Source organism: Bradyrhizobium sp. 215_C5_N1_1 (assembly GCF_052075935.1).
Lineage (GTDB): Bacteria > Pseudomonadota > Alphaproteobacteria > Rhizobiales > Xanthobacteraceae > Bradyrhizobium > Bradyrhizobium barranii.
In genome coordinates, this window is the sequence record NZ_CP197228.1 from 5,374,998 (window position 1) to 5,397,998 (window position 23,001).

General features: G+C 63.2%; 19 protein-coding genes and 1 pseudogene. 10 read left to right on the forward strand and 10 right to left on the reverse strand.

Going from position 1 to position 23,001, the window contains the following annotated elements:
* Window positions 1-359 precede the first annotated feature (359 nt).
* The 3 genes from AB7G19_RS26120 (at window position 360) to AB7G19_RS26130 (ending at window position 5,306) form a co-directional block, all read left to right on the forward strand.
* Window positions 360-1,532 carry an efflux RND transporter periplasmic adaptor subunit gene (locus AB7G19_RS26120; protein WP_441268283.1) on the forward strand — a complete coding sequence of 391 codons (1,173 nt, stop codon included), beginning with the start codon at window positions 360-362 and terminating at the stop codon, window positions 1,530-1,532.
* Complete coding sequence (locus AB7G19_RS26125) at window positions 1,529-4,675, forward strand: multidrug efflux RND transporter permease subunit (RefSeq protein ID WP_063983863.1); 3,147 nt, start codon at window positions 1,529-1,531, stop codon at window positions 4,673-4,675. Before AB7G19_RS26120 ends, AB7G19_RS26125 begins: the two co-directional genes overlap by 4 nt.
* 64 nt (window positions 4,676-4,739) lie before the next feature.
* Window positions 4,740-5,306: an invasion associated locus B family protein gene (locus tag AB7G19_RS26130; protein WP_167767988.1), complete on the forward strand. Its 567-nt coding sequence runs from the start codon at window positions 4,740-4,742 to the stop codon at window positions 5,304-5,306.
* Window positions 5,307-5,483: 177 nt separating this feature from the next.
* Here the strand turns inward: AB7G19_RS26130 and AB7G19_RS26135 are convergent, their stop codons facing one another.
* A complete protein-coding gene (locus AB7G19_RS26135) occupies window positions 5,484-7,772 on the reverse strand; it encodes an arylsulfatase (RefSeq protein ID WP_441268284.1) in 2,289 nt (762 codons plus the stop codon).
* A 105-nt stretch (window positions 7,773-7,877) separates the two neighbouring features.
* Here AB7G19_RS26135 and AB7G19_RS26140 point away from each other — a divergent pair, with 105 nt between their 5' ends.
* Window positions 7,878-8,543 (forward strand): TetR/AcrR family transcriptional regulator, encoded by a 666-nt coding sequence (locus AB7G19_RS26140; RefSeq protein WP_441268285.1) that lies wholly within the window; start codon window positions 7,878-7,880, stop codon window positions 8,541-8,543.
* Here AB7G19_RS26140 and AB7G19_RS26145 read toward each other — a convergent pair.
* The 6 genes from AB7G19_RS26145 to AB7G19_RS26170 all read right to left on the reverse strand — a co-directional run bounded on the left by AB7G19_RS26145 (window position 8,525) and on the right by AB7G19_RS26170 (window position 13,899).
* On the reverse strand, window positions 8,525-9,244 hold the full coding sequence (locus tag AB7G19_RS26145) for an ABC transporter ATP-binding protein (protein WP_441268286.1): 720 nt from the start codon (window positions 9,242-9,244) through the stop codon (window positions 8,525-8,527). The two genes, AB7G19_RS26140 and AB7G19_RS26145, sit on opposite strands and share 19 nt — an antisense overlap.
* A complete protein-coding gene (locus AB7G19_RS26150; RefSeq protein ID WP_071914964.1) occupies window positions 9,241-10,008 on the reverse strand; it encodes an ABC transporter ATP-binding protein in 768 nt (255 codons plus the stop codon). The genes AB7G19_RS26145 and AB7G19_RS26150 overlap by 4 nt, the downstream gene beginning before the upstream one ends.
* The gene (locus AB7G19_RS26155; protein WP_071914966.1) at window positions 9,998-10,969 is read right to left on the reverse strand and encodes a branched-chain amino acid ABC transporter permease; all 972 of its coding nucleotides are present in this window, start codon (window positions 10,967-10,969) and stop codon (window positions 9,998-10,000) included. Before AB7G19_RS26155 ends, AB7G19_RS26150 begins: the two co-directional genes overlap by 11 nt.
* 13 nt (window positions 10,970-10,982) lie before the next feature.
* Window positions 10,983-11,846 (reverse strand): branched-chain amino acid ABC transporter permease, encoded by an 864-nt coding sequence (locus AB7G19_RS26160; protein ID WP_071914968.1) that lies wholly within the window; start codon window positions 11,844-11,846, stop codon window positions 10,983-10,985.
* Window positions 11,847-11,913: 67 nt separating this feature from the next.
* Window positions 11,914-13,167 carry an ABC transporter substrate-binding protein gene (locus tag AB7G19_RS26165; protein WP_085402001.1) on the reverse strand — a complete coding sequence of 418 codons (1,254 nt, stop codon included), beginning with the start codon at window positions 13,165-13,167 and terminating at the stop codon, window positions 11,914-11,916.
* A gap of 369 nt (window positions 13,168-13,536) precedes the next feature.
* Entirely contained in the window at window positions 13,537-13,899 is a 363-nt protein-coding gene (locus AB7G19_RS26170) for a DUF1428 domain-containing protein (RefSeq protein WP_441268287.1), read from the reverse strand.
* A gap of 208 nt (window positions 13,900-14,107) precedes the next feature.
* Here AB7G19_RS26170 and AB7G19_RS26175 point away from each other — a divergent pair, with 208 nt between their 5' ends.
* From AB7G19_RS26175 to AB7G19_RS26195, 5 genes are all read left to right on the forward strand, one after another.
* Window positions 14,108-15,931, forward strand: a complete 1,824-nt coding sequence (locus AB7G19_RS26175; RefSeq protein ID WP_441268288.1) for a caspase family protein — start codon at window positions 14,108-14,110, stop codon at window positions 15,929-15,931.
* A 309-nt stretch (window positions 15,932-16,240) separates the two neighbouring features.
* A complete protein-coding gene (locus AB7G19_RS26180; protein WP_441268289.1) occupies window positions 16,241-17,506 on the forward strand; it encodes a site-specific integrase in 1,266 nt (421 codons plus the stop codon).
* 177 nt (window positions 17,507-17,683) lie between these two features.
* Window positions 17,684-17,908, forward strand: a complete 225-nt coding sequence (locus AB7G19_RS26185; RefSeq protein WP_441268290.1) for a hypothetical protein — start codon at window positions 17,684-17,686, stop codon at window positions 17,906-17,908.
* 51 nt (window positions 17,909-17,959) lie between these two features.
* Window positions 17,960-18,643 (forward strand): hypothetical protein, encoded by a 684-nt coding sequence (locus tag AB7G19_RS26190; protein ID WP_441268291.1) that lies wholly within the window; start codon window positions 17,960-17,962, stop codon window positions 18,641-18,643.
* Between the two features lie 14 nt (window positions 18,644-18,657).
* Window positions 18,658-18,822, forward strand: a complete 165-nt coding sequence (locus AB7G19_RS26195) for a hypothetical protein (RefSeq protein ID WP_441268292.1) — start codon at window positions 18,658-18,660, stop codon at window positions 18,820-18,822.
* Window positions 18,823-20,854: 2,032 nt separating this feature from the next.
* On the opposite strand, the gene AB7G19_RS26200 is transcribed toward AB7G19_RS26195, so the two are convergent.
* Complete coding sequence (locus tag AB7G19_RS26200; protein ID WP_231142186.1) at window positions 20,855-21,922, reverse strand: IS3 family transposase; 1,068 nt, start codon at window positions 21,920-21,922, stop codon at window positions 20,855-20,857.
* Window positions 21,889-22,041, reverse strand: a pseudogene (locus AB7G19_RS26205) (transposase); the annotation flags it as partial. The gene AB7G19_RS26200 and the pseudogene AB7G19_RS26205, both read right to left, overlap by 34 nt.
* 197 nt (window positions 22,042-22,238) lie before the next feature.
* Here AB7G19_RS26205 and AB7G19_RS26210 point away from each other — a divergent pair.
* The gene (locus AB7G19_RS26210; protein ID WP_135217240.1) at window positions 22,239-22,469 is read left to right on the forward strand and encodes a DUF6894 family protein; all 231 of its coding nucleotides are present in this window, start codon (window positions 22,239-22,241) and stop codon (window positions 22,467-22,469) included.
* Window positions 22,470-22,541: 72 nt separating this feature from the next.
* Here the strand turns inward: AB7G19_RS26210 and AB7G19_RS26215 are convergent, their stop codons facing one another.
* The gene (locus AB7G19_RS26215; protein ID WP_135217241.1) at window positions 22,542-22,784 is read right to left on the reverse strand and encodes a hypothetical protein; all 243 of its coding nucleotides are present in this window, start codon (window positions 22,782-22,784) and stop codon (window positions 22,542-22,544) included.
* Window positions 22,785-23,001 lie beyond the last annotated feature (217 nt).

Genomic DNA, 23,001 nt, shown 5'->3' on the forward strand with positions numbered 1-23,001 from the left:
CCGGATTTCCTGACAACCGAAACGCCGTGCAGGCGAATTAGAACCGTTCTCACGGGAGTTGTTTCCGGCTCACTTCGCAGCGCAGCCGGGGCGCCCTCGCGGACAGATCTGCAAGCCGCCCACACCGGCTCCGGGCATTGCCCAAGATTTGCGCGCGGATCGTTCGTGCCGGGAAAATGCAGCACTGCACACCGTAGTGTCACGGAGCTGCCTAGACAGTGCAAAGCTTTCCAATTGTTTAGGATTCCGAACCGATAGTGCTGTTTACACTGGAACTTGGCGTGTATTATACAAGCGCGCTGGAACCCTATGATTGCTCCACAATTCGTAGTTTTGGGCGTAAGAGCCAACGAGCCGACATGAAAAAAACACGGCCGATCCTCTGGATTCTGATCATCGCGGCCGTGGCCTCCGCGGGTTACTATGGCTGGCAGAAATTCGGCTCGCCCGAGGCCGGAAAAGCCCAGACGGCTCAGAAGGGTCCGGCGCGTCCGCCCGCCATCCCCGTCAGCGTTTCGCCGGTCCAGAAGGCCGACTTTCCGGTTTACCTGACCGGTCTCGGCACGGTTCAGGGCTTCAATACGGTACAGGTCCGGAGCCGGGTTGACGGCCAGATCGACAAGATCGCCTTCAGCGAAGGCCAGATGGTCAAGCAGGACGACCTTCTGGTCTCGATCGATCCCCGGCCCTATCAAGCCACGCTCGACCAGGCCAAGGCCAAGAAGGCGCAGGACGAGGCGAATCTCGCCAACGCCAATCTCGAGCTCCAGCGCGCCATGAAGCTTGGCGAGTTCGCGACTGCGCAGCGGGTCGACACCCAGCGTTCCACCGTCGCGCAGCTGACCGCCCAGATCGCCGCCGACGAAGCCGCCATCTCCAACGCCCAGACCCAGCTCGACTACACCCAGATCAAGGCGCCGTTCACCGGCGTGGCCGGGCTGCGCCTGGTCGACGTTGGCAACATCGTCAACGCCTCCACGCAGACGGGAATCGTGACGATCTCGCAGGTCGAGCCGATCTCGGTGATCTTCACCGCGCCGGAAGATCAGCTGCCCTATATCAGCGAAGGCCAGAAGGCCGGTGCGCTCAAGGTGATCGCGTTCACCACCGACGGCAAGAAGACGCTGGCCGAGGGCAAGCTCGCGGTCATCAACAATCAGGTCGACACGACCAGCGGGACTATTCGGCTCAAGGCGGTGTTCGACAACAAGGAACACACGCTGTGGCCGGGCCAGTCGGTTTCGACGCGCCTTCTGGTACGCACCCTGAAGGACGCGACCGTGGTTCCGGATGACGCGGTTCAGCATTCGACCAACGGCCTCTACGCCTATACCGTCAATCAGGACAACAAGGCGGAAGTGCATAAGATCAAGGTCAGCTACGCCATCGACGGCCGTTCGGTCGTCGACGAAGGCTTGAGCCCGGGTCAACAGGTGATCACCGGCGGCCAGTTCAAGGTCCAGCCCGGAAGCCTCGTCTCGACGGCCGTAGCAAGCTCGGATCCGAGCCAGAATAAGGTACGACAGGAATGACCGAGGGCGGGATTTCGGCACCTTTCATCCGTTATCCCATCGGCACCTCGCTGCTGATGGCCGGCATCCTCTTCGTCGGTCTCGTCGCCTATCCCCTGCTGCCGGTCGCGCCGCTGCCGCAGGTGGACTTCCCGACCATCCAGATCACAGCCAATTTGCCGGGCGGCAGCCCCGAGACGATGGCCTCGTCGGTGGCCCAGCCGCTCGAGCGGCAATTCGCCCAGATCCCCGGCATCGCCCAGATGACCTCGACGAGTTATCTCGGCACCGCCTCGATCACCATCCAGTTCGACCTCAACCGCAGCATCGACGGCGCCGCCAACGACGTGCAGGGCGCCATCAACGCTGCAAGCGGCCAATTGCCGAAGAACCTGCCCTCGCCGCCGACCTACCGCAAGGTCAACCCGGCCGACGCGCCGATCCTGCTGCTCTCGGCGACATCCGATACACTGCCGCTGACCACCGTCAGCGATGCCGTCGACGCCCAGCTTGCCCAGCAGATCAGCCAGCTCTCGGGCGTCGCGCAGGTCTTCATCGGCGGCCAGCAGAAGCCCTCCATCCGCATTCAGATCGACCCGGCGAAACTCGTCGCCAAGGGCCTGTCGCTGGAGGACGTGCGCAGCCAGATCGCGATCACCACGGTCGACAGCCCCAAGGGCAATATCGACGGGCCGAAGCGCGCCTACACGATCTACGCCAACGACCAGCTCACCCAGTCCAAGGACTGGAACGACGTCGTCATCGCCTATCGCAATGGCGGTCCGCTTCGAATCCGCGACATCGGACAGGCGGTGAGCGGCGCCGAGGACGCCAAGCAGGCAGCCTGGGCCAACGGCAAGCGTGGCGTGTTCCTGGTGGTGTTCAAGCAGCCGGGCGCCAACGTCATCGAGACCGTCGACCGGATCAAGGCCACCCTGCCCCGCCTCGTCGCGGCGATTCCGCCCGCGATCAAGATCGAGTTGATCAGCGACCGCACCACGACCATCCGCGCCGCGGTCGAGGACGTCCAGTTCACGCTGCTGCTGACCATTGCCCTCGTGGTCATGGTCATCTTCGTCTTCCTGCGCAGCTTCTGGGCGACGGTCATTCCCACCATCACGGTTCCGCTGGCGCTACTGGGCGCGTGCGCCCTGATGTGGGTGGTTGGCTATTCGCTCGACAATCTGTCGCTGATGGCGCTCACCATCGCGGTCGGATTCGTCGTCGACGACGCCATCGTGATGCTCGAGAACATCACGCGCTACATCGAGGAAGGCGAATCGCCGATGGCGGCCGCCTTCAAGGGCTCCAAGGAAATCGGCTTCACCATCGTCTCGATCAGCATCTCGCTGGTCGCGGTGCTGATCCCGCTGCTGCTGATGGGCGGCATCATAGGACGCCTGTTCCGCGAGTTCGCCGTCGTGCTGGCGATGACCATCTTCGTCTCGATGTTCGTGTCGCTGACGCTGACGCCGATGATGGCCTCGCGCTTCCTGCGCGCCCATGGCGAGGTGACCCACGGCAAGTTCTACCAGTGGAGCGAACGCGCCTTCGACGGCATGCTGCGCGGCTACGAGTACGTTCTCGATCATGCCCTGGCCTGGCGCCGCACCACGCTCCTGATCTTCTTCGCCACGCTCGGCCTGTCGATCTACCTGTTCATCCTGATCCCGAAGGGCTTCTTCCCGCAGCAGGACGTCGGCCTGATCACCGCGACCTCGGAAGCGTCCCAGGACATCTCCTTCGCCGAGATGCAGCGGCGCCAGGTCGAGCTCGGCAAGATCGTGATGGACGATCCCGACGTCGCCACGATCGCGATGAACATCGGCGGCAGCGGCCGCGCCGGCAACAACGGCAATTTGTTCATCACGCTGAAGCCGCGCAACGAGCGCAACGCGTCGGCGCAGGAGATCATTGCCCGGCTGCGCCCCAAACTCGAGAAGGTGTCGGGCGCCCGCCTCTACATGCAGGCGGCCCAGGACGTCCGGCTCGGCGGCCGGCCGACGCGCACGCAGTTCGAGTTCACGCTACAGGATGCCGACCTCACCGAGCTCAACGACTGGGCGCCGAAAATCCTCGCCAAGATGCAGACGCTGCCGCAACTGCGCGACGTCGCGACCGACCAGCAGACGCAGGGCACCACGGTCCAGCTCAAGATCAACCGCGACACCGCATCGCGCTACGGCATCCAGCCGCAGCTGATCGACGACACGCTGTATGACGCCTTCGGACAGCGGCAGGTCACGCAGTATTTCACCCAGCTCAACACCTACAAGGTGATCCTCGAGATCCTGCCGGAGATGCAGGGCAGTCTCGACAGCCTGAACAAGCTCTATCTGAAATCGCCGCTGACCGGCGACCAGGTGCCGTTGTCGACCTTTGCGACCTGGACCACTGATCCGGTCCGCCCGCTCTCGATCAGCCACCAGGGCCAGTTCCCGGCGATCACGATCAGCTTCAACCTCGCCCAGGGCGTCGCGCTCGGTCAGGCCACCGAGGCCGTGCAGAAGGCGATGGCCGATCTCGGCGCACCCCCGACCCTGAATTCGAGCTTCCAGGGCACCGCGCAGGCGTTCCAGCAGTCGCTCGGCACCGTGCCGCTGCTGATCCTCGCAGCCCTCGTCGTGGTCTATCTGATCCTCGGCATCCTGTACGAGAGCTACATCCATCCGATCACGATTCTGTCGACCCTGCCCTCGGCCGGCGTCGGCGCGCTCCTGATCCTGATGGCGGCCGGCTTCGACTTCAGCCTCATTGCATTGATCGGAATCATTCTCCTGATCGGCATCGTGAAGAAGAACGGCATCATGATGGTCGACTTCGCCATCGCGGCCGAGCGCGACGAGCACAAGACGCCGGAGCAATCGATCCGTCAGGCCGCGCTGTTGCGCTTCCGGCCGATCATGATGACGACGATGGCCGCCCTGCTCGGCGGCGTGCCGCTGATGCTCGGCCACGGCACCGGCGCCGAGATCCGCCAGCCGCTCGGCTACGCCATGGTCGGCGGCCTGATCGTCAGCCAGGCGCTGACGCTGTTCACCACCCCGGTGGTCTATCTCTATCTCGACGAGCTCAACAACTGGTTCTCGGGCTGGGGCCGTTCGGGTGACGGCAAAGGTCACGAGGCGCCCGAGCACAGCACCGTCAAGCAGGCCGCCGAGTAAGCTTGCACCGCGGCTTCCGCGACGCTACAGCGAGGCCCTCGGTTCACGCCAACGCGGTTTCGCCATGTCCATGCAATCCAGACTTGTCGCCCTCGCCGCCGCCCTTCTGCTGTCGACAGGCGGCGCGTATGCCCAGCAGAGCGCCAAAAAGAACGCCGCTTCCCCTGCACCGGCCGCTCAGCCCGCGCCAGCTCCGACCCAGCCGCCGGCTGACGGTGCGCAGCAAGCCGGATGGGTCGTGCGCTGCACCAGCGTCAGCCGCGACGCGCCGCTCGAATGCGCAATGGAGCAGAACGCGGTGCTGACCAAGACCGGCCAGACCATCGTCCTGATCAACATCCGTATCGCGCCCGACACCCGCACGCCGGTGGCGCTGCTGCAATTGCCGCTCGGCCTCAACCTGCCCGTCGGCGCCAAGCTCCAGGTCGACGAGGGCAAGACATTCGATCTTCAGATCCAGACCTGCGAGAACCGCGGCTGCTACGCCTCGACGCCAATCGCGGCGGACCTGCTCGCGGCCTTGCGGTCGGGCAAGCAGCTGAAGGTCTCCTTCCAGAACATGGCCAAGGAGGCGATCGCGATCCCGATGCCGCTGGGCGATTTCGCAGCGGCCTACGACAAGATCAAGTAAGGCCCACACTGTCATCGCCCGCCTTGTGCGCAATTGCGCACTGGGGCGGGCGATCCAGTACTCCGAGACGTTTATGGTTCAATCGATAGGCCGCGGCGTACTGGATGCCCCGCCCCCGTGCGCGATTGCGCACTAGGCGGGGCATGACACCGGTTCTCGCCGCCCAACCTCCCGCCCCTACTGCCGCGCCATCTGCGCATTGCCGACGGCATCGCCGTCGAGCTTCTGGTCGTCGTGCATGGTCACGGTGACGCGCAGCAGCCGCCCCTCGAACTCGAACGGCGCCTCGTAATGCGACACGGGGCTGCCGCGGTCGCGGCCGATGTCGAGGCCGGACCACGAGATCAGCGTGTGGAAGCCGAGCTGGGTCTGGAGCGACCCCGCCGGCTCGCCGTCGATCAGCAGCGTGTATTCGGTGACGCCGGTGCGCGAACCCTTCGCCGGCGGCTCCTTGCGCACGAGCCGCTCGACATGCACACCGAGCCGCCGCGCGCCTGACGACACCTTGCGGTCCGACCGCACGACCTGGTGGCTGCCGCCGATGTTGAGGTCGTGCACGAGATGGCCATCCCTGACGTAGAGGCTGTAGCCCGACGTCGCGTCGCCATGCGAGATCAGCACGCCATCGGATCCCCCCTCCTCGATCTCGACATGCGCCTCGATCGTGTAGCTGCGGCTGCGCACGTCAGGCGCGACATCGGTCGGCACGTGGCCCATGCCGGCGTGGAAGACGAAATGGTGGCGCGCACCATGGAAGCGCGCGGCGTTCTCGGCGAAGCGCGGACCGAAGCGGTCGTCGAGCGGCAGAACCTTGTGCTTCTCGGCCTCCGCCCACCACGTCGCGATCATTGCTGCCAGACGCTCCGGCTCCTTCGCGGCGAGATCGTCGGTCTCGGAGAAATCCTGGTCGAGATGAAACAGCTCCCATTTGTCGTTCTCGAACGGCGTGCCCGAGGGATGGAAGGCGACCGCCTTCCAGCCGCCCTGCCAGAGGCCGCGATGGCCGAACATCTCGAAATATTGCGGCGAGCTTTTTGAGGACACGGACGCATCCATGATCGAGCGCGCAAAGCCCTCGCCTTCCAGCGGCATCTGCGGGCAGCCCGCGATCTTGTTCGGCGCCTCGATGCCGATCAGCTCGAGCAGCGTCGGCGTGAGGTCGCAGGCGTGGACGAACTGGTGCCGCAGCTCGCCTTTGCCTGCGATCTTCTTCGGCCAGTTGATGACGAAGGGATCGCGGATGCCGCCGCCATGGGTGTTCTGCTTGTAGCGCCGCAGCGGCGTGTTCGACGCCATCGCCCAGCCATGCGGGAAATTGCTGTGGGTGTCGGGCCCGCCGATGTCGTTGATACGGCTGAGCTTCTCGGCGATCGGCTCCGGCTTGAAGTTGAACGGCCCCATCGCGTTGACGAAGCCGAGCGGCCCGCCCTCCTGGCTCGCGCCGTTGTCGGACATCACGATGATCACGGTGTTGTCGCGAATGCCGGCCGTTTCCAGGAACGAGACAAGCCGAGCAAGATGCCGATCGGAATGATCGAGCATGCCGGCGAAGGCCGCCTGCAGGCGGGTGAAGACGCGGCGCTCATCGGTCGAGTGCTCCTCCCAGGCCTTGACGCCGTCGTTGCGCGCCGGCATCCGCGTTCCCTCAGGCACCAGCCCCATCGCCTTCTGGCGTGCCAGACGCCGTTCGCGCTCGACGTCCCAGCCGTGCGCGAATTCGGCGTCATAGCTCATGATGATATCGGCCGGCGCCTGATGCGGCGCGTGGCAGGCGCCAAGTGCGACCCAGGTGAGCCAGGGAACGTCAGGACGGTCGGCGACATGGTCGCCGATGAAGCGGATCGATTGGTCGATCAGATCCTCGGTCAGATGATAGCCGTCCGCATACGTGCCCGGTGGATCGATATGCGTGTTGTCGGAGACGAGCTCCGGCGCGTACTGGTCGGTCTCGGCGTCGAGGAAGCCGTAGAAGCGGTCGAAGCCACGGCCGAGCGGCCAGCCGTCGAACGGGCCGGTGGCGCCGCTTTCGGTCAGCGGCGTGACGTGCCATTTGCCGACCATGTAGTTGCGATAGCCATGTCCGCGCAGCATCTCGGCCAGCGTCCCCGCCTCACGCGCGATCTTGCCGCGGTAGCCGGGATAGCCGGAATCGAAATTGGCAAGGCAGCCGACGCCGACCGAGTGATGATTGCGTCCTGTCAGCAGCGCGGCGCGCGTCGTCGAGCACATCGCCGTGGTGTGAAATCCTGAGTAGCGCAGGCCTTCGGCGGCGAGCCGGTCGATAGTCGGCGTCTTGATTGCCGAGCCATAGCAGCCGAAATCGGAGAAGCCGACGTCGTCGAACAGCACGACCAGGATGTTCGGCGCGCCCTCGGGCGGCCTTGGCGCCTCCGGCCACCAGGGTTTTGACTCCGCGACTGTCTTGCCGACGGTGCCGCGGAACGGCGTGCCGCTGTTTGCGCTCATCTGCTCCTCCCGATGTTGCCCGGCGGCTGCGGTTGACCCGTGGCTCGGCCACGCCTAAATTATAATCCGAATTATTATTATTGTTTTAGCCGGATGCAAGCACGGATGCGGCCAAGCTCGGACGAACCCGATTTCGACCTGCCCGGCGTTGCCCCGTCGCGGCAGAAGCGCAGCCGCGAGACGACGCTGGCGCTGCTGCGCGCCGGCGCCGACATGCTGCGCACGCGCAGCCTGGCCGAGCTGTCGATCGAGGCGCTCTGCACCGAGGTCGGCGCCACCGTCGGCGCCTTCTACAGCCGCTTCGAGAGCAAGGAGGCCTATTTCAACGCACTGATGGCGCTGGCTGCGCGCGACGGTGAGCAACGGCTCGGCGACATGCGGCGCCCATCGCCGGATGCGGACCTCGACAAGCTCTGCCACATCATCGTCAGCGGGATCATCGCCTGGATGCGCAACCACGAGGGCGTGCTGCGCGCCGCGCTTCAGCACGATGACACCCGTCCGGACAAATGGACGCCGTTCAAGGCCCTCGCGAAGGCAACGACGCAACGCGCGACCCCTCTCCTGCTCCCGGCCATGGGCAAGGGACGCAAAGCCGCCAAGACCCTCACGATCGCCTTCGGCTTTCAGGTCATACTGGGCTCGCTGGTGAACGCGATCCTCAACGATCCCGGGCCGCTGTCGCTTGGATCAAAAGAGATGGAGACGCGGCTGGCCGGTTGCCTGTTGCTGTTGCTCCAGGCGGAGATCAATCAGTCGACGCCGAGATAGGCCTTCTGCACCTGCGGATCCTGTGCGAGCGCCGCGGCCGTGCCGGACAGCACGCTCTTGCCGACCTGGAGCACGGTCGCAAAGTCCGAGACTTCCAGAGCGAGCTCGATCGACTGCTCGGCAAGCAGGATGGTCAGGCCCTCGCGATGCAGGCGGCCAAAGGTCTCGTACATGGATTCGACCACCGCCGGCGCGAGGCCGAGCGACGGTTCGTCCAGCATCAGCAGCTTCGGGTCGCTCATCAGCGCGCGGCCGACCGCGAGCATCTGCCGCTCGCCGCCGGACATGGTGCCGGCGCGCTGGTTGCGGCGCTCCCTCAGGCGCGGGAAGATCTCGTAGACACGCTCCAGCAAATTGGCCTGGCGCGACTTGTCGTGCAGCGGCGTCGCGCCGAGCATCAGATTGTTCTCGACGCTCTGCTGCACGAACAGCCGCCAGCCTTCCGGCGACAGCGCCAGTCCCTTGCGCACGATCGCAAAGGCCTTCTGGCCGGCGATGTCCTCGCCGCGAAAGCTGATCGATCCGGAATGCACGGGAATGAGACCCGCGATTGCGTTCAGCGTCGTGGTCTTGCCGCCGCCATTGGAGCCGAGCAGCGCGACGACGCTGCCCTCCGGCACTTCCAGCGAGACGTCGGAGACACCGATGAGGTCGCCATAGCGCACCTCGAGGTGCTCGATCCGAAGAAGCGCGCCGCTCATAGGTCCCGCCCGCCCATCAGCTCGACCGGCGTATGGCCGGCCGCGGCCTTCGCCGCGCGTTTGCCGAGATAGGCTTCGATCACCGCCGGGTTCGAGGTGACCTCGCGCGGCGAGCCGCGGGCGATCTCCTTGCCCTGGTGAAACACCATCACGCGGCTCGCAAGCGACATGATCACTTCCATGATGTGCTCGACGATGACGAGCGTGATGCCGGAACGGTGGATGTCGCGCACGAGATCGATGGCGAGCCTCACCTCGTGGGCGTTGAGCCCGGCCATGGCCTCGTCGAGCAGTAGCACCTTCGGCTCGGTCGCCAGTGCGCGGGCGATCTCCAGCCGCTTGCGGCCGGGTGTGCCCAGCGAGCGCGCTGGCGCATCCGCAAGCCTGCTCATGCCGACGCGCTCCAGCACCGCGCGCGCCCTTGTCTCGGCCTCGTGGCGATGCGAGGTGCGCAGGAAGGCGCCGATCATGACGTTCTCGAGCACCGTCATGCCTTCAAAGGTCTGCGGCACCTGGAAGGTGCGCGCAAGCCCGAGCCCGGCGCGCTGCTCCGGCGCGAAGTCGGTGATGTCGGTCCCCTCGAACAGCACGCGGCCCGAGGTGGTCTTGAGGTCGCCGGTGAGGCAATTGAAGAAGGTGGATTTGCCGGCGCCGTTCGGGCCGATCAGGCCGAGAATATCGCCCTGCTCCAGCGTGACGGACGCATCGTCCACCGCCTTGAAGCTGCCGAACGCCTTTGTGATCCCGCGCGCCTCAAGGAGCATGGCCGGCTCCCTTATCTGCGCCGGGCTTCCGTCGTCCCATGAACAGGCTGAGCAGGCCGCCGGGCTGGAAGCGTGCGATCAGCACGATGATCGCGCCATACAGGACGAAGGTGAGGCCGGCCCCCTTGCCGCCAAGCCAGCTGTTGGAGATCTCCTCCAGCGGCACGAGGATCGCGGCTCCCACCAGCGGACCGAACAGCAACCCCGCCCCGCCCAGCGCCGCCATGATCAGGATCTTGACCGAGATCAGGATGCCGAGCCCGGACTCGGGATCGACGAAGCCGAACATCATCGCATAGAGCGCGCCGGCAACGCTCGTCAGCGCCGCGCTCAGCATGTAGGCGTAGAGCTTGGTCCGGCTCGCGGGTGCGCCCAGGGAACGTGCGGCCCTCTCGGAATCCTTGATCGCGCGCAGATAGAATCCCATGCGGCTGTTGGTCATCCACCAGGTGACGAGCAGCGTGATCACGAGGACGACCAGGAAGAGGTAGTAGTACGGCAGCGACGACAGGAACGAGAGATCGAAGATGTTGCGCGGGACCGTTGGACCGGAAAGACCCACGGCCGCGCCGAGCCAGTCGGTGTTGGTGACGATCAGCCGCATGGTCTCGGCGACCGCGATCGTCGCCATGCTGAAATAGTGACCCGACAGCCGCAGCGTCGGCACGCCGATGATCGCGGCAAGCCCCACCGCCAGCACGATGCCGCCGGGGATGCCGAACAGTGGCGACAGCCCGAACTTGGCGTAAGACCCCATCGCGGCATAGGCGCCGCAGCCGAAGAACACGACATGGCCGACCGAGACCTGGCCGGCATAGCCGCCGACGATGTTCCAGGCCGACGCGGCGATGGCATAGAGCAGCACCAGTGCGCCCAAGCGCTGCTGGAACGGCGAGGACAGCAGCAACGGATAGGCAATCGCCAGTGCTGCGACGATTGAGAGCCAGATCAAGCGCCGCATTGCAGCTTTCTCATCAGAGCTTGCCCATCAGGCCTTGCGGCCGGAACCAGAGGAAGAACAGGAACAGGACATAGACGACGATGTCCTTGTAGACCGCACCGATCAGATAGCCGGAGAGCGACTCGATGACGCCGATCAACAGGCCCGCGACGAGCGCGCCTGGCACGCTGCCGAAGCCGCCAAGGGATACCGTGACGAAGGCGACGATGCCGAGCGTCTCGCCGACCGTCGGCACGATGTAGAAGAAGTTCGCGATCAGCGCGCCGGCAAGGCCGGTGGCGCCGGCCGCGATGGCCCAGGCAATCGCCTGCATGGTATCGGGCCTGATGCCCATAAGCTGAGCCGCGGTCTGATCCTCCGCCACCGCCAGCATTTTTGAACCAAGCGATGTGCGCGTCAGAAGCAGGTGGAGGCCGAATGTCACCAGCAGCGCGACGACACCGGCAAGCAGCCGCGAGGCTTCGATCCGCAGGCCCGCAAACGCATAAGTGCCGCCGACGATATTCGACGGCATCGACAGGAAGTTGGCGCCGAACCACCAGAACACGGAATAGCGCAGCAGCAGCGCGAGCCCGAACGTGCCGAGGATCTGCGCCAGCATCGGCCCCTTCATGATGTCGCGGATCAGGGCGAAATAGACGACGACCCCGACGGTCGCGAGCACCAGTGTCGCCAGTGGGGCGCCGAGGATGGGCCCGCCCCCCATCAGCGTATAGACGACATAGGCGACGTACATGCCAAGCATGACGAAGTCGCCATGCGCGAAATTGACGATGTTCATCATGCCCCACACCAGCGTGAGGCCCGAGGAAAACAGGGCGTAGACGGCGCCAAGCAGAAGCCCGCCGACAATCACCTGCACGAGTACGAAGGACATGAGCTGCGTTGCTCTGATCAAAACATTCTGGGAAAGGCGGGACGCGCGGTCCCGCCTTCAGGCAATCTTACCAGCCCTTGTAGGGCAGTACCGGCGCCTTCTCGGCATTGGCCTTCGGCCATACCGCGACGTAGTTCTCGCCATCCTGGAGCTGGATGATGGCGCCGGAAGCCAGGATGTTCTGGCCCTTGTCGTCGAACTTCACGCCCTTGTAGCCGATCATGAGCTGCTCGGGCTTTAGGTCCGTCGCCTTCAGCGCGGCCTGGATCTTTGCAGGCTCGGTCGAGCCGGCGCGGTCGATGGCATCGGCCAGCACGAAGAAGCCCTGCATCTGCCGGGCGACCGTGTCGTCCATCTCCTCGCCGCTCTTCTTCTTGTACATCTCGGCGATGATGGCGGACGCCGAGCCCGGCGGTCCCACGACCCAGGACGAGCGGTTGAAGACGCCTTGCGAGATCTTGCCGACCGCCTTGGTGAAGGACGGATCGGAGTAGCCGGCATCGTCGGCCAGCAGCACGGCCGGCTTGTAGTCGAGCGACTGCATGGTCTTGGCGAACAGGATCGCATCCGACGTGTAGCTGATCATGATGACGACGTCGGGCTTCTTGTCCTTGAGCTGGAGCACCTGGCCCTGCAAGTCGGTCGCATTGACGGGATAGGCGATGTCGAGCGCGATCGGTTGGCCCTTTTCCTTGAAGGCGCCGGCGATCGTGTTGGCGACCGAGGTGCCGTATTCGGTGTTGTCATGGACCACCGCGACGCTGTCGGTCTTGGCACCCTGCGCCTTGATGTCGGCGAGGAAGTCGACATAGATCTTGGCGAAATCGGTCGCAATCGGCGTGGTGCGGAAGAACCATTTGAAGCCGCGCTCGGTGAGATTGGCGGCGACCGATTCCGAGTTCAGGAAAGGAACGCCGTATTTCTCGGCGATCGCGCTCGAAGTCAGCGTGACGCCGGACTGGTAGGAGCCGAACACGGCCGCCACCTTCTCTTCCGTGATCAGGCGTAGCGCCTGATTCTGGCCCGTCGCCGGGTTGCCCTGGTTGTCGGCGAACACAGCCTCGATCTTGGCGCCGCCGAGGCCGGCAAGGCCGGCGTTCTTCGCCAGCGGCAGATTGCCAAGCTCAGGATGGGCGTTGTTGATGATGTCCATGGCGACTTCGAGCGCCGCTTTGGCGTGCGCACCGATCGAGGCGGTGCCGCCGGACATCGGCATGATGACGCCGATCTTGATGACCTTGTCCTGGGCCTGCGCGCCGGAGCCGAGCGCAAGGAACATCGCGGCTGCGCAAAACAGCCCGGTGACGTGCTTGAAATTCATCAAATCAGACCTCCCAAAGGGTTTCCCCAACCAAGCTATTTTGGAAGCTTCAGGCTAAGCGCCCGCTTCCGTTTGTTTATGCCTGGTGGATCTAGGATGGCATGCCAGCCGGACACCGGCAAGACGAAACGGACTTGCGCAATGCTGCATGGGAGGCAGCGAACGCGCCGGCGCGGGCGGCGTTCAAATCCGGCGTCGCCCGGCGCGAACGCGGTAACTCGAACGGTGGACGTCATTGCCATCTGCAGGGGTGGGTTAACACTGCGACTGTGCCAAGCGCGGTCCGCTGGCGTAACCCGGCCCCCGTGTGTTTCCGCGAACGCAGAGGCGGTGGGTGACGCTGTCGCCAACCCACCCTGCGAGACGCCGTCAGCCGACGATGTCGCTCGCCCGCAGCAGCGTCGTGAAGCCGCCATAGATCATGCGCTTGCCGTCGAAGGGCATGTCGGCGCCCTTGAGCCGCTCATCGGCCATCACCTTCTTGTTGACGGCATCGCGGGTCTCCCGGTCACGGTAGACGATCCAGGAGAACACCACGACCTCGTCCTCCTTCGCGATCACCGCGCGCGGAAACGAGGTCAATTCGCCATAGGGCACGTCGTCGCCGATGCACTCGACGTAATCGAGCGCGCCGTGTTCCATCCACACGGCGCAGGCCTTTCGCGCCAGCGCCTTGTAGGCCTCGATCTTGTCCTTCGGCACGGCCAGCACGAAACCATCGACATAGGGCATCACGGGATCTCCTTTGGGTTGCCTGCCCCAAGGACGAAGCGGCGCACGGCGATCCGACACGTCATCGCACCCGCAAGGTGAGGCAAACTGTCGCGAGGATTTCGTGCGCTACTTCACATTTGAAGCTCGCCGCGCCGTGACATCATCCCGGACGTTTGCGCTCGCACATCGGCTACTTCAGATTGCAATTGAGCAGAAGGCAGCTTTCATGAGCACCCGCCTGTCATTGCTTTGTGTCCACGGCGTCGGTCACGCGGAGATCGACGCCGAGTTTCGAAAGTCATGGTCCGAGGCGATCATACGCGCCGTCCAGTCCGTCGATCAGAGCCTCAACCCGGCCATCGACTTCCTCTCGTATGACGACCTGTTCGACAAGAGCCCGCCCAACCTCGTCACCTACAGCATCGCCTTGGCGAAGCTGCTGGCGAGCGCGACAGTCCATGGGATCGGTGATCTGCTCTCGGGCACGCGCGGCCTCGATGACGTACCGACCCTGATCAGATGGACCGCGGGCATGGTCGCCCAGTGGTCGGTGGATGAGCAGTTGCAGGCCGCGCTGCGCGGCGCAGTCCTCGACAAGCTGAAGAGCGGCAACTACGACGTTGTCCTGGCTCACAGTCTCGGCTCGCTGATCTGCTACGACACGTTCGTGCGCAACCCCGCTGCGATCAGGGACAAGGTCTTCGTCACGTTCGGCTCGCAGATCGGCAATCCCGCGGTGCGCGACGTCTTCGCAGGCCGCATTCAGGACCTTCCCTGCCGGAAATGGTACCATCTGTTCAACCGGGAAGATCACGTTCTCACCTATCCGCTCGAGATCGCCGCAGACAATTTTCAGCAGGTACTGACACCGTTCGATGTCCCCAACGATCTCCTGAATCACAACGCGACCTGGTACCTGTCGCGCCCCGAGACCGTCGCCACCGTCTGGCACGACGTGGTCCCGGTGCCGGCGTCACGCTCCATCGTCAGCGCCGCGCGGGGAATTGCCCGCATTGACGCCCGGCCGACCCGCCGCGCCCTGCTGATCGGCATCAACGACTATCCCAAACCCGCGGACAGGCTCGAAGGATGCGTCAACGACGTATTCCTCATGAGCTCGGTGCTGCAGGAAAGCGGCTTCAAGCCGGACGAAATACGCGTCGTGCTCAATGAGCGGGCGACGGCGCAGGGCATCATGGAAAGGCTTCACTGGCTGCTCGAGGGCGTCCGCGACGGTGACGAGCGTATGCTGTTCTACTCGGGCCATGGCGCCCAGATTCCCAGATACAGCCCGAGCGGCGCACCGGATAGCGTCGACGAGTGCCTGGTTCCCTATGATTTCGACTGGACGCCCGAGCACGCCATTCTCGACCGCCAGTTCAGCCAGCTCTACTCACAGCTTCCGTACGACTGCTATTTCGTCGCCATGCTCGACTGCTGCCATTCCGGCGGCATGACACGTGACGGTGGTCCGCGTATCCGCGGCCTGACGCCGCCCGACGATATCCGCCACCGGGCGCTGCGGTGGGAGGCAAGCGAAGGCATGTGGGTGCCGCGCGAGTTCCCGCCCCTCAACGAGAGTCTGAGCAAGAGCAAGAACGGCGCCGACTATCTCGGCGACAACGGCGCCACGCAGCGGCTCGGGCGCAGCATGGCGCTCCGCACCCAGCCCGACAAGGAATACAACAAGACGCGGGCCGAGCTCGGGCATCACGGTCCTTATCTGCCGATTCTCCTCGAGGCCTGCCAGGAGCAGGAGCTATCCTATGAATATCGTGACGGCGTCACATCGTATGGCGCCTACACGTTCTGCATGGCGAAGGTGCTGCGCGAACAACGAGACCGCGGCGCCAATCCATCGTTCCGGGAGCTGAACGAGCTCGTCACGGCCAAACTCCGTCGCCTCAAATACAACCAGACGCCGAATCTCGTCGGCGCCAAGACGCGCGTCAGCGCGAAAATTCCATGGGGCGCGGCAGATGCAGGTCGCGGCCAGCGACGGGCGCCGAAAAAGCGTGCCACCAAGACGGGCCGGAAGAAGCGCCGCTAATCATTTCGCCTTGCATCGCGGGGCGGCGCATCGCGGACGCGATGAGTCGGGCCAACGCGCCGAGGTGGCACCGACGAAAGGAAAGGCCTGCCGACGGCACGTCAGGCTCGCGACGCGGGCCCGATTCAGAGCAAGTTATGATCTGGGTAAATCGCCCGGAACTGGCTGGGGAACCTGGATTCGAACCAAGACAAACAGAGTCAGAGTCTTATATCTCGCGTTGTTTTTGTTCATTAAATTCGCGTTGTGTTGCGCCCTTGTCGCGCCTCATGTATAGTCGAGCCCAATCGAGCGATGGAGCGGGGGCCGATGTCAGTCAGGAAGCGCACATGGACAACGTCGTCCGGCGAGGCGCGCGAAGCCTACGTGGTGCAATATTCCATTCCCGAACTGGACACGCGCGGCAAGCGCAAGCGGGTAATCAAGACGTTCGACCGCAAGAAGGACGCCGACGCGTTCCACGCCCAAGTTCGGGTCGACCTCGGGAAAGGCACCCACGTTCCGGCGTCGAAAAGTCCCACCGTCGTCGAGGCAGGCCGTAACTGGATTGACGCTTGTGCGGATCTGGAACGCACGACCCGGGATGGGTACGAACAGCACTTGCGCGACCACATCACCCCCTATCTTGGCGGATTGAAGCTGTCCGCTCTTACGGTAGCGGTCGTGCGAGATTGGCAAGACCGGCTCCGGAAGGGTGTCCCCGCCCCTGGCCAATCCGAGGCGTCGCCAAGGTCTGCCGACATGGTCAAGCGGGTGACGGGCTCACTCGGCTCCATGCTCGCCGATGCCCAAGTGCGCGGCCACGTCGGCCAGAATGTCGTCCGCAGCCTTAAGGCGAGCCGGAAGCGCGGCAAGGAACGAAAGGCCGAGCGCCGGGCAAAGGGAAAACTGAAAATTGGCGTCGACATCCCCACCCCGGTGGAAATCGAAACTCTGCTTGGCGCTGCCGACGGTCGGTGGCGGCCGTTTCTGCTCGTGGCGATCCGGTGCGGTCTGCGTGCTTCCGAGTTGCGTGGCCTGCGCTGGCAAGACGTCGATTTGAAAAAGAGCGAACTGCACGTGCATCAGCGCGCCGACGCCTACAATGAGATCGGTCGCCCTAAATCGGAAGCCGGCGAACGCTCGGTTCCTATTCCGCCCACCACCCTCAAGGCCCTGAAGGAGTGGAAATTGAAGTGCCCGCGACGTGCTGACGGTGCGCAGCATTTCGTGTTTCCCAATGGGGCGGGAAAAGTCGAATCGCACGCCAATATCATCACCCGCGGGCTGATCCCAACGATGATTGATGCGGGCGTGACAGCGCCAGTCCTCGACAATGAAGGTAAGCCCGTTCGCGGCGAGGACGGCAAATCGACGCTCACCGCGAAATATACCGGCTTGCACGCGCTGCGGCATTTCTTCGCGAGCTGGTGCATAAATCGCAAGGTGGACGGTGGGTTAGAACTGCCGCTTAAGGTCGTGAGTGAACGGCTTGGACACTCGAATATTGCGATCACGGCCGATCTATACGGCCATCTATTTCCTCGCGCTGACGATTCCGAAGAATTGGCCGCGGCTGAGGGCAAGTTTGGCTAGGTAACGTTTGATTAAGCTTTAGCGCGCATTACTGGATACACGTACTCTCTACGGGACCAGCGGCGGGACGCCGTAGCGGTCCTTTACGACAGCGGGATGCTGCCGGGAGCTTGATGCCACACCGTGGCTCGCTTTCGGCTCTTGAGCCCCCACTGCGAGCCTCTGCGGAGTCTCGCTGTGAAAAACAAAACATCACCAATCGCAAATCCCGACGAATTCGTTTGGGGTGCCGCTGATATCGGCAAGTACCTCGGTCGCTCCAAAGAAGCGACTTGGTTCATGCTCGAACAGGATCGTGTGCCCGGCGCCAAAAAGGTCGCCGGTCGATGGGGCATGCACGTTCCCACCTTCCTCGCCAGTTTCCAACCCGCCATAGCGCCGCGCGCAAGCGCCGCGGCTTGATGTTGACAATCAACATCGCGCGCTAATTGCCAACATCAGGACACCACCGACATGAACGATCGCTATTTCTCCCTTCTCAAAGATCAGGCCGCAGGCATCCCCAACGCAACGGTGCGCACCACGTTCGACCGTCTGATCGAACTGCATCGCGACATCATGGCGACCACCGCCGCAGTGCGCGGTGACACTGATCTGAGCACGCAGGGCAGGACCAAGAAGGCCCGCGACGAGATGAAAAAGAATGCTTGGAAAATGATCCGAGCCAAAGCGTTCGCGTCGCGGCTCAATGATCGGATCGACGAGAAGCGCGCCAAGCTCGAACTGCCCGCGATCGATAAGACCGATGCCGCCGGCGCGGTGCTTCGCAGCCAGGTTCGCGATCGCCTGCCGAAGTCGGCAAAGGAACTCAAGGCGCTGGTTCCGACGATGTCGCTGCTCTACCTACAGACGCTTTTGGAAGCGCCCGAACTCGTCGGCGCAGATCGCGAGATCGCCGAAGATGCGCGCACCCGGGCGATCAACATTGTCCACCCCGGCAAGCTCGACGAGTTGGAGCGCGAGCGCGCCGCCGTGCAGCTCCTGACCAACGCAACGGCCGCGGCTGCTGATGCTATGCGCGATCTCGCCGACCTGCCGAACGCGCACGCTCTTAACGACTTTCTGAACCAGTCCGTGCCCGATCAGCGGCACATTCAAGCCGATGTTGAGCGCGAAACCGCGCTCGCCGCGGCGTAACCAGGGAGACCACCATGACCAAGACCCTAAATACGGACGGCGCGGCAAAGCAAGTGACCGAAGCATTGCAGCCCGTCGCCGACTTCAACGGCGCCGCGGGTGTCAAGCAAACGCCGCTGCCGGCGAAGAAACCGCTTCCGGCCGATCTCGCGCGCGCGCTGGGACAAACACAGTCTTAAGGGGTGGAGCATGCAGTATTTCGAGGCCGGAACGTAACTCTCCCGACGATTGTCAAAGTCGGCAATCCGATTTGGATCGAACTCGACGGAGGCATCGGTCGAAGAAAAATCACCGCCTTGCCCGGCTCCTACTCGGCAGGCTCTGCTTCAAGCTCAGTATGTGCCTCGCCATCCCGGGAAGAAGGTCTCCGGCATCTGAAAGCAGCCAAACGGCGGGCCATCTCGTTAAGAGAGGCAGGCGACGACGGCGAGAACGACGTCGGCGCCCAGGTCGCCCGAAAACATGGCGAAGACAAATCCGGCACCAAGGGCGGCTGCAATTGCTTTCAGCCTGATCATTTTGAAATCCCCTCGTTAGTGAGAGGAATTTGGGCTCGGACTGTTTCGGGATCGCTTCGCGTGACGCAATAAAAGATTTCGTTCACCGAGGCGTTATCGGTAGGCAACTGTAGGGCGCGACCAAAGAGCTGGCGGGCCTTCAACCCCAAGCACAAGGCCGCGTATGTCCCCACGGCCCGTCCCGCAACCAAGACTGCACCTGCTTACTTACGAGCAGCTAAAAACAGGTTGAGGAACCTTCTCAAGTTTGGATCATTTTTGAATCGCTTCTGGCCTATCCCCGTGGGTTGGAAGATCGGTGACAGCGCGGCTCCAGCTTGCCAATGGCTGGAGCCGTAGCTTTTTACGGGCGCCTCGCAAGCACAAATTGCTGCGGCTTGCCGCTTTCAAAATCCGGCACTTATTTCCGCCAGTTCACGGTTCGATTTAACTCGACTCTCGAATGGAACTGGAGTGTAGTTCCTCCATCATCGTACCGTCCTTGGGCACTTGCCGGTGACTGAGAGTGTCGCGCTCCCGCCTGATCGAGGAGCACCTCTATGGCTCCGGACCCGCCCCGCTGCCCGCTATGCAATAAGCCCATGCACCTGCTGATCTGGCCAAACGGCGTCCGCAAACTTCAATGTGTCCGATGCGATGACGTTGACCCGATGCAATTGGCAGACCTCCAGGATTTGATAAAGGGCATACTGCAGCCGCCTAAAAAGTAAGGCGCCTTGGCTAACATAGCACTCGCGATATCCCATTATGGCGAGCTGCGGGTTACCCCGCTCGAAGTCTGGCCGAATCTCGGCGCCGCGATTACCGCAACCCCTGCAGACGAACCGCCTTCCAACCTTGCTCGGCAGCATTAACTACCGACTGATAGACCGCGAGGCTTATAGCAACGTACGCAACGAAAAACGAAAGCTGCAGGTCTATCAAGCTCGAATATGGCGTAGGACGCGTCCTGCGGTCGGATAACTTGATGATCTGGGCTGACATGGAAATTCCTAATACTGGTCTCGGTGAGCCCGGCGAATTGCAACATAGCAATAATAGTTTGGTTCCTGCATCGACCCGTCCCCGCCCACCTCGCAAATTATCAATCCCTTGGGCCGCGGAACGCGCGCGAGCTACTGCGCCTAGTAGTGTGGAAAGCAGATCCGGCCGCCGGTTCACGCTGGCGGGCCCGGATGCTAATTCTGATTCCCAAGCGACCGGTGCCCGCCGGTCTATAATCTGCAGCGAACTCCCGCCGCCACTCAAAGGTCGGCGGGTTTTTCGTTGCCCCTGGGAAGTTTATGCGTGGACACCGGTTCACGCTGGCGGGCCATACTTCAGCTAAACAGCCACAAAGTGAAAACAGCGCACAGGCAGCTCGCGCCTATGAATGCGAGCCCAAGAAAGAAGCGCTCCGTCCTCCAGCTGCCCCGCCGGTCAACGCTTGCATCTGAAATAAAAGTTCTTCCGAGGGCGCGAGATTCCAACATTTGTAAATGGCAACAGGTAGTGCTCTGGCTAAAATATGGACTGCAAACCAAACGGTTAGGACCCGTATGCACGAGGCCAGTCATGACGAAACGCCGCAGGTTTAAACAGACCGTCACCCTCGAAGAACGTCTCGGCCAAGAAGCCCAGCGATTGAGAGAGGAAGCCAAGAGGCTCCCGCACGGCCCTGAGCGCGAAATCCTCCTGACCTGCCCCTGAAGTTTCACCCAGTAGCGGTTAGAGTCTCGGCGGATGTTACGCCGTTTGGCGCGGTGTGAGCAACGTGCGATCGGCGGAGCTGGTCGGGGTTGCGCAGCCGATCGCACGTTGCGGTGAGGTAGGCGGCATAGGCCGCAGGGGTCAGATAGCCGAGCGAGGAATGCGGGCGTTGGCCGTTGTAGTCGCCGACCCAATCCGCAATCTTGGCGCGGGCGTGATCGAGGCCGAAGAACAAGGTTTCGTTGAGAAGCTCGTCCCGCATCCGGCCGTTGAAGCTTTCACAGAAGCCGTTCTGCATCGGCTTGCCCGGCGCAATGAAGTGCCAGTCGATCTTGTTCTCCTCCGACCAGGCCAGCATGGCATTGCAGGTGAACTCGGTGCCGTTGTCGGAGACGATCATGCCCGGCTTGCCGCGCTGATTGATCAGCGCCGTCAGTTCGCGTGCCACCCGCCGCCCCTGGATCGAGGTGTCGGGGATGGCCGCCAGACATTCCCGGGTCACGTCATCGACGATATTCAGGACCCGGAAGCGACGGCCGCTGGCGAACTGGTCGTGGACAAAATCCAGCGACCACCGGGCGTTCGGCCGAGCCTCGACCAGTATCGGCGCTCGGGTGCCCACGGCGCGGCGGCGGGCCCGGCGCTTGCGCACGCTGAGGCCTTCCTCTCGATACAGACGGTAGATCCGGTTCCGCCCGGACGGCTCGCCCTGCTGGCGAAGCAGCACGAACAGCCGGCGGTAGCCGAACCGCCGACGGGCATTAGCAAGCTCGCGCAAGTGGCCGCGTAGTTCGGTGTCCGGCGGTCGGCACGATCGGTACCGAACCATCTTGCGGTCAGCGCCGACGATGCCGCAGGCCCGCCGCTCCGCCAGACCCATGACGGCCTGCAGGTGCGCGACGGCTTCGCGCTTGGCGACGGGCCCTACCATTTTTTTGACAAAAGCTCGCGTAGCGCTGCAGCATCCAGCATCTGCTCGGCCAGCAGCTTCTTCAGCTTGGCGTTCTCGTCCTCGAGTTGCCGCAACCGCTTGGCATCGGAGACGTCCAGACCGCCGAACTTCGCCTTCCAATTGTACAGCGTCGCTTCAGAGACGCCATGCTTCCGCGCCAAATCGGCAGCCTTCGCACCCGCCTCATGCTCACGCAGCACGCCAATAATCTGCTCTTCCGTAAACCTGGCTCGCTTCATCTGTCCGTCCTTCAGAAGGCCGGACTCTAACTTCAACTGGAGGAAATCGGCAGGGGCAGGTCACTCCTCCGCAAAGCCAGACAAGCCGAGACCGGCTCTCACATCAGCGATTGGCTGAGATCGCCCGGGTTACAGCCGCCGGAATAGGAACAGGTGGACATTTAATTCCATTGCTCTCCCTCGAATGAGGGCGGCGCATGACCCGGTACTACTTCGACATCCGGGACGACACCGGTTTGTACCCGGACGAGGAAGGTCTGGAATTCGACACTCAGCAAGAGGCCGAGGTCGAAGCCGCCAGGTCGCTTGCGAACTTGGCAAAGGACTTTGCCACCATACGGCAGGACGTTTCCGTGGAAGTGAGAACAGACGTTGAGCGGGTGTTTCAAGCCGCGTTCATTTTCGACAGAAGTAGGACGAAGCAGTAAGGACGGTTCAGTTGGCGGCCTCGGTGTTGCAAAGAGGGAGCAAGCCGCGGGCGGCTCTGGGATTCACCTGTCTTACCCCACATCCGAACCGGCTTCTCCTGCGTGCCAACCCTTCTCTGTAGGCTGATAACGCTCTCCGTATTTTACCAGCCAGCCGCCTTCAACCATCTTCTCTGCCAAAGCCTTCGAGCATGCCGGCTGGTTGCTGCCGGGGTAATACAGGCCGTCTCTGCGCTCGACCATAAAGCCGTAGACGCGCACCAGGCGAAGGGCTTTCAGCATGCCGGGAATGAGAACTACGGTCGTGCTCGTCATTGCTCTCCAAGCAACGCCACCACCGAACGTTCCCGAGCCACTCGGCAAACCTGCGTCAAATTATCGATTCCTGGCGGCTTGGAACGAGCACGAGCTACTGCCTGTCGTGATAGTTCAGCGACACCGTTGATGTCCGCTGAGACTCTGATAGCGGCGCGAAAGCGGACATCGCGGGACTTCCGCGTTGGGCCACGAGCCGACGATCAACGAAGATTGC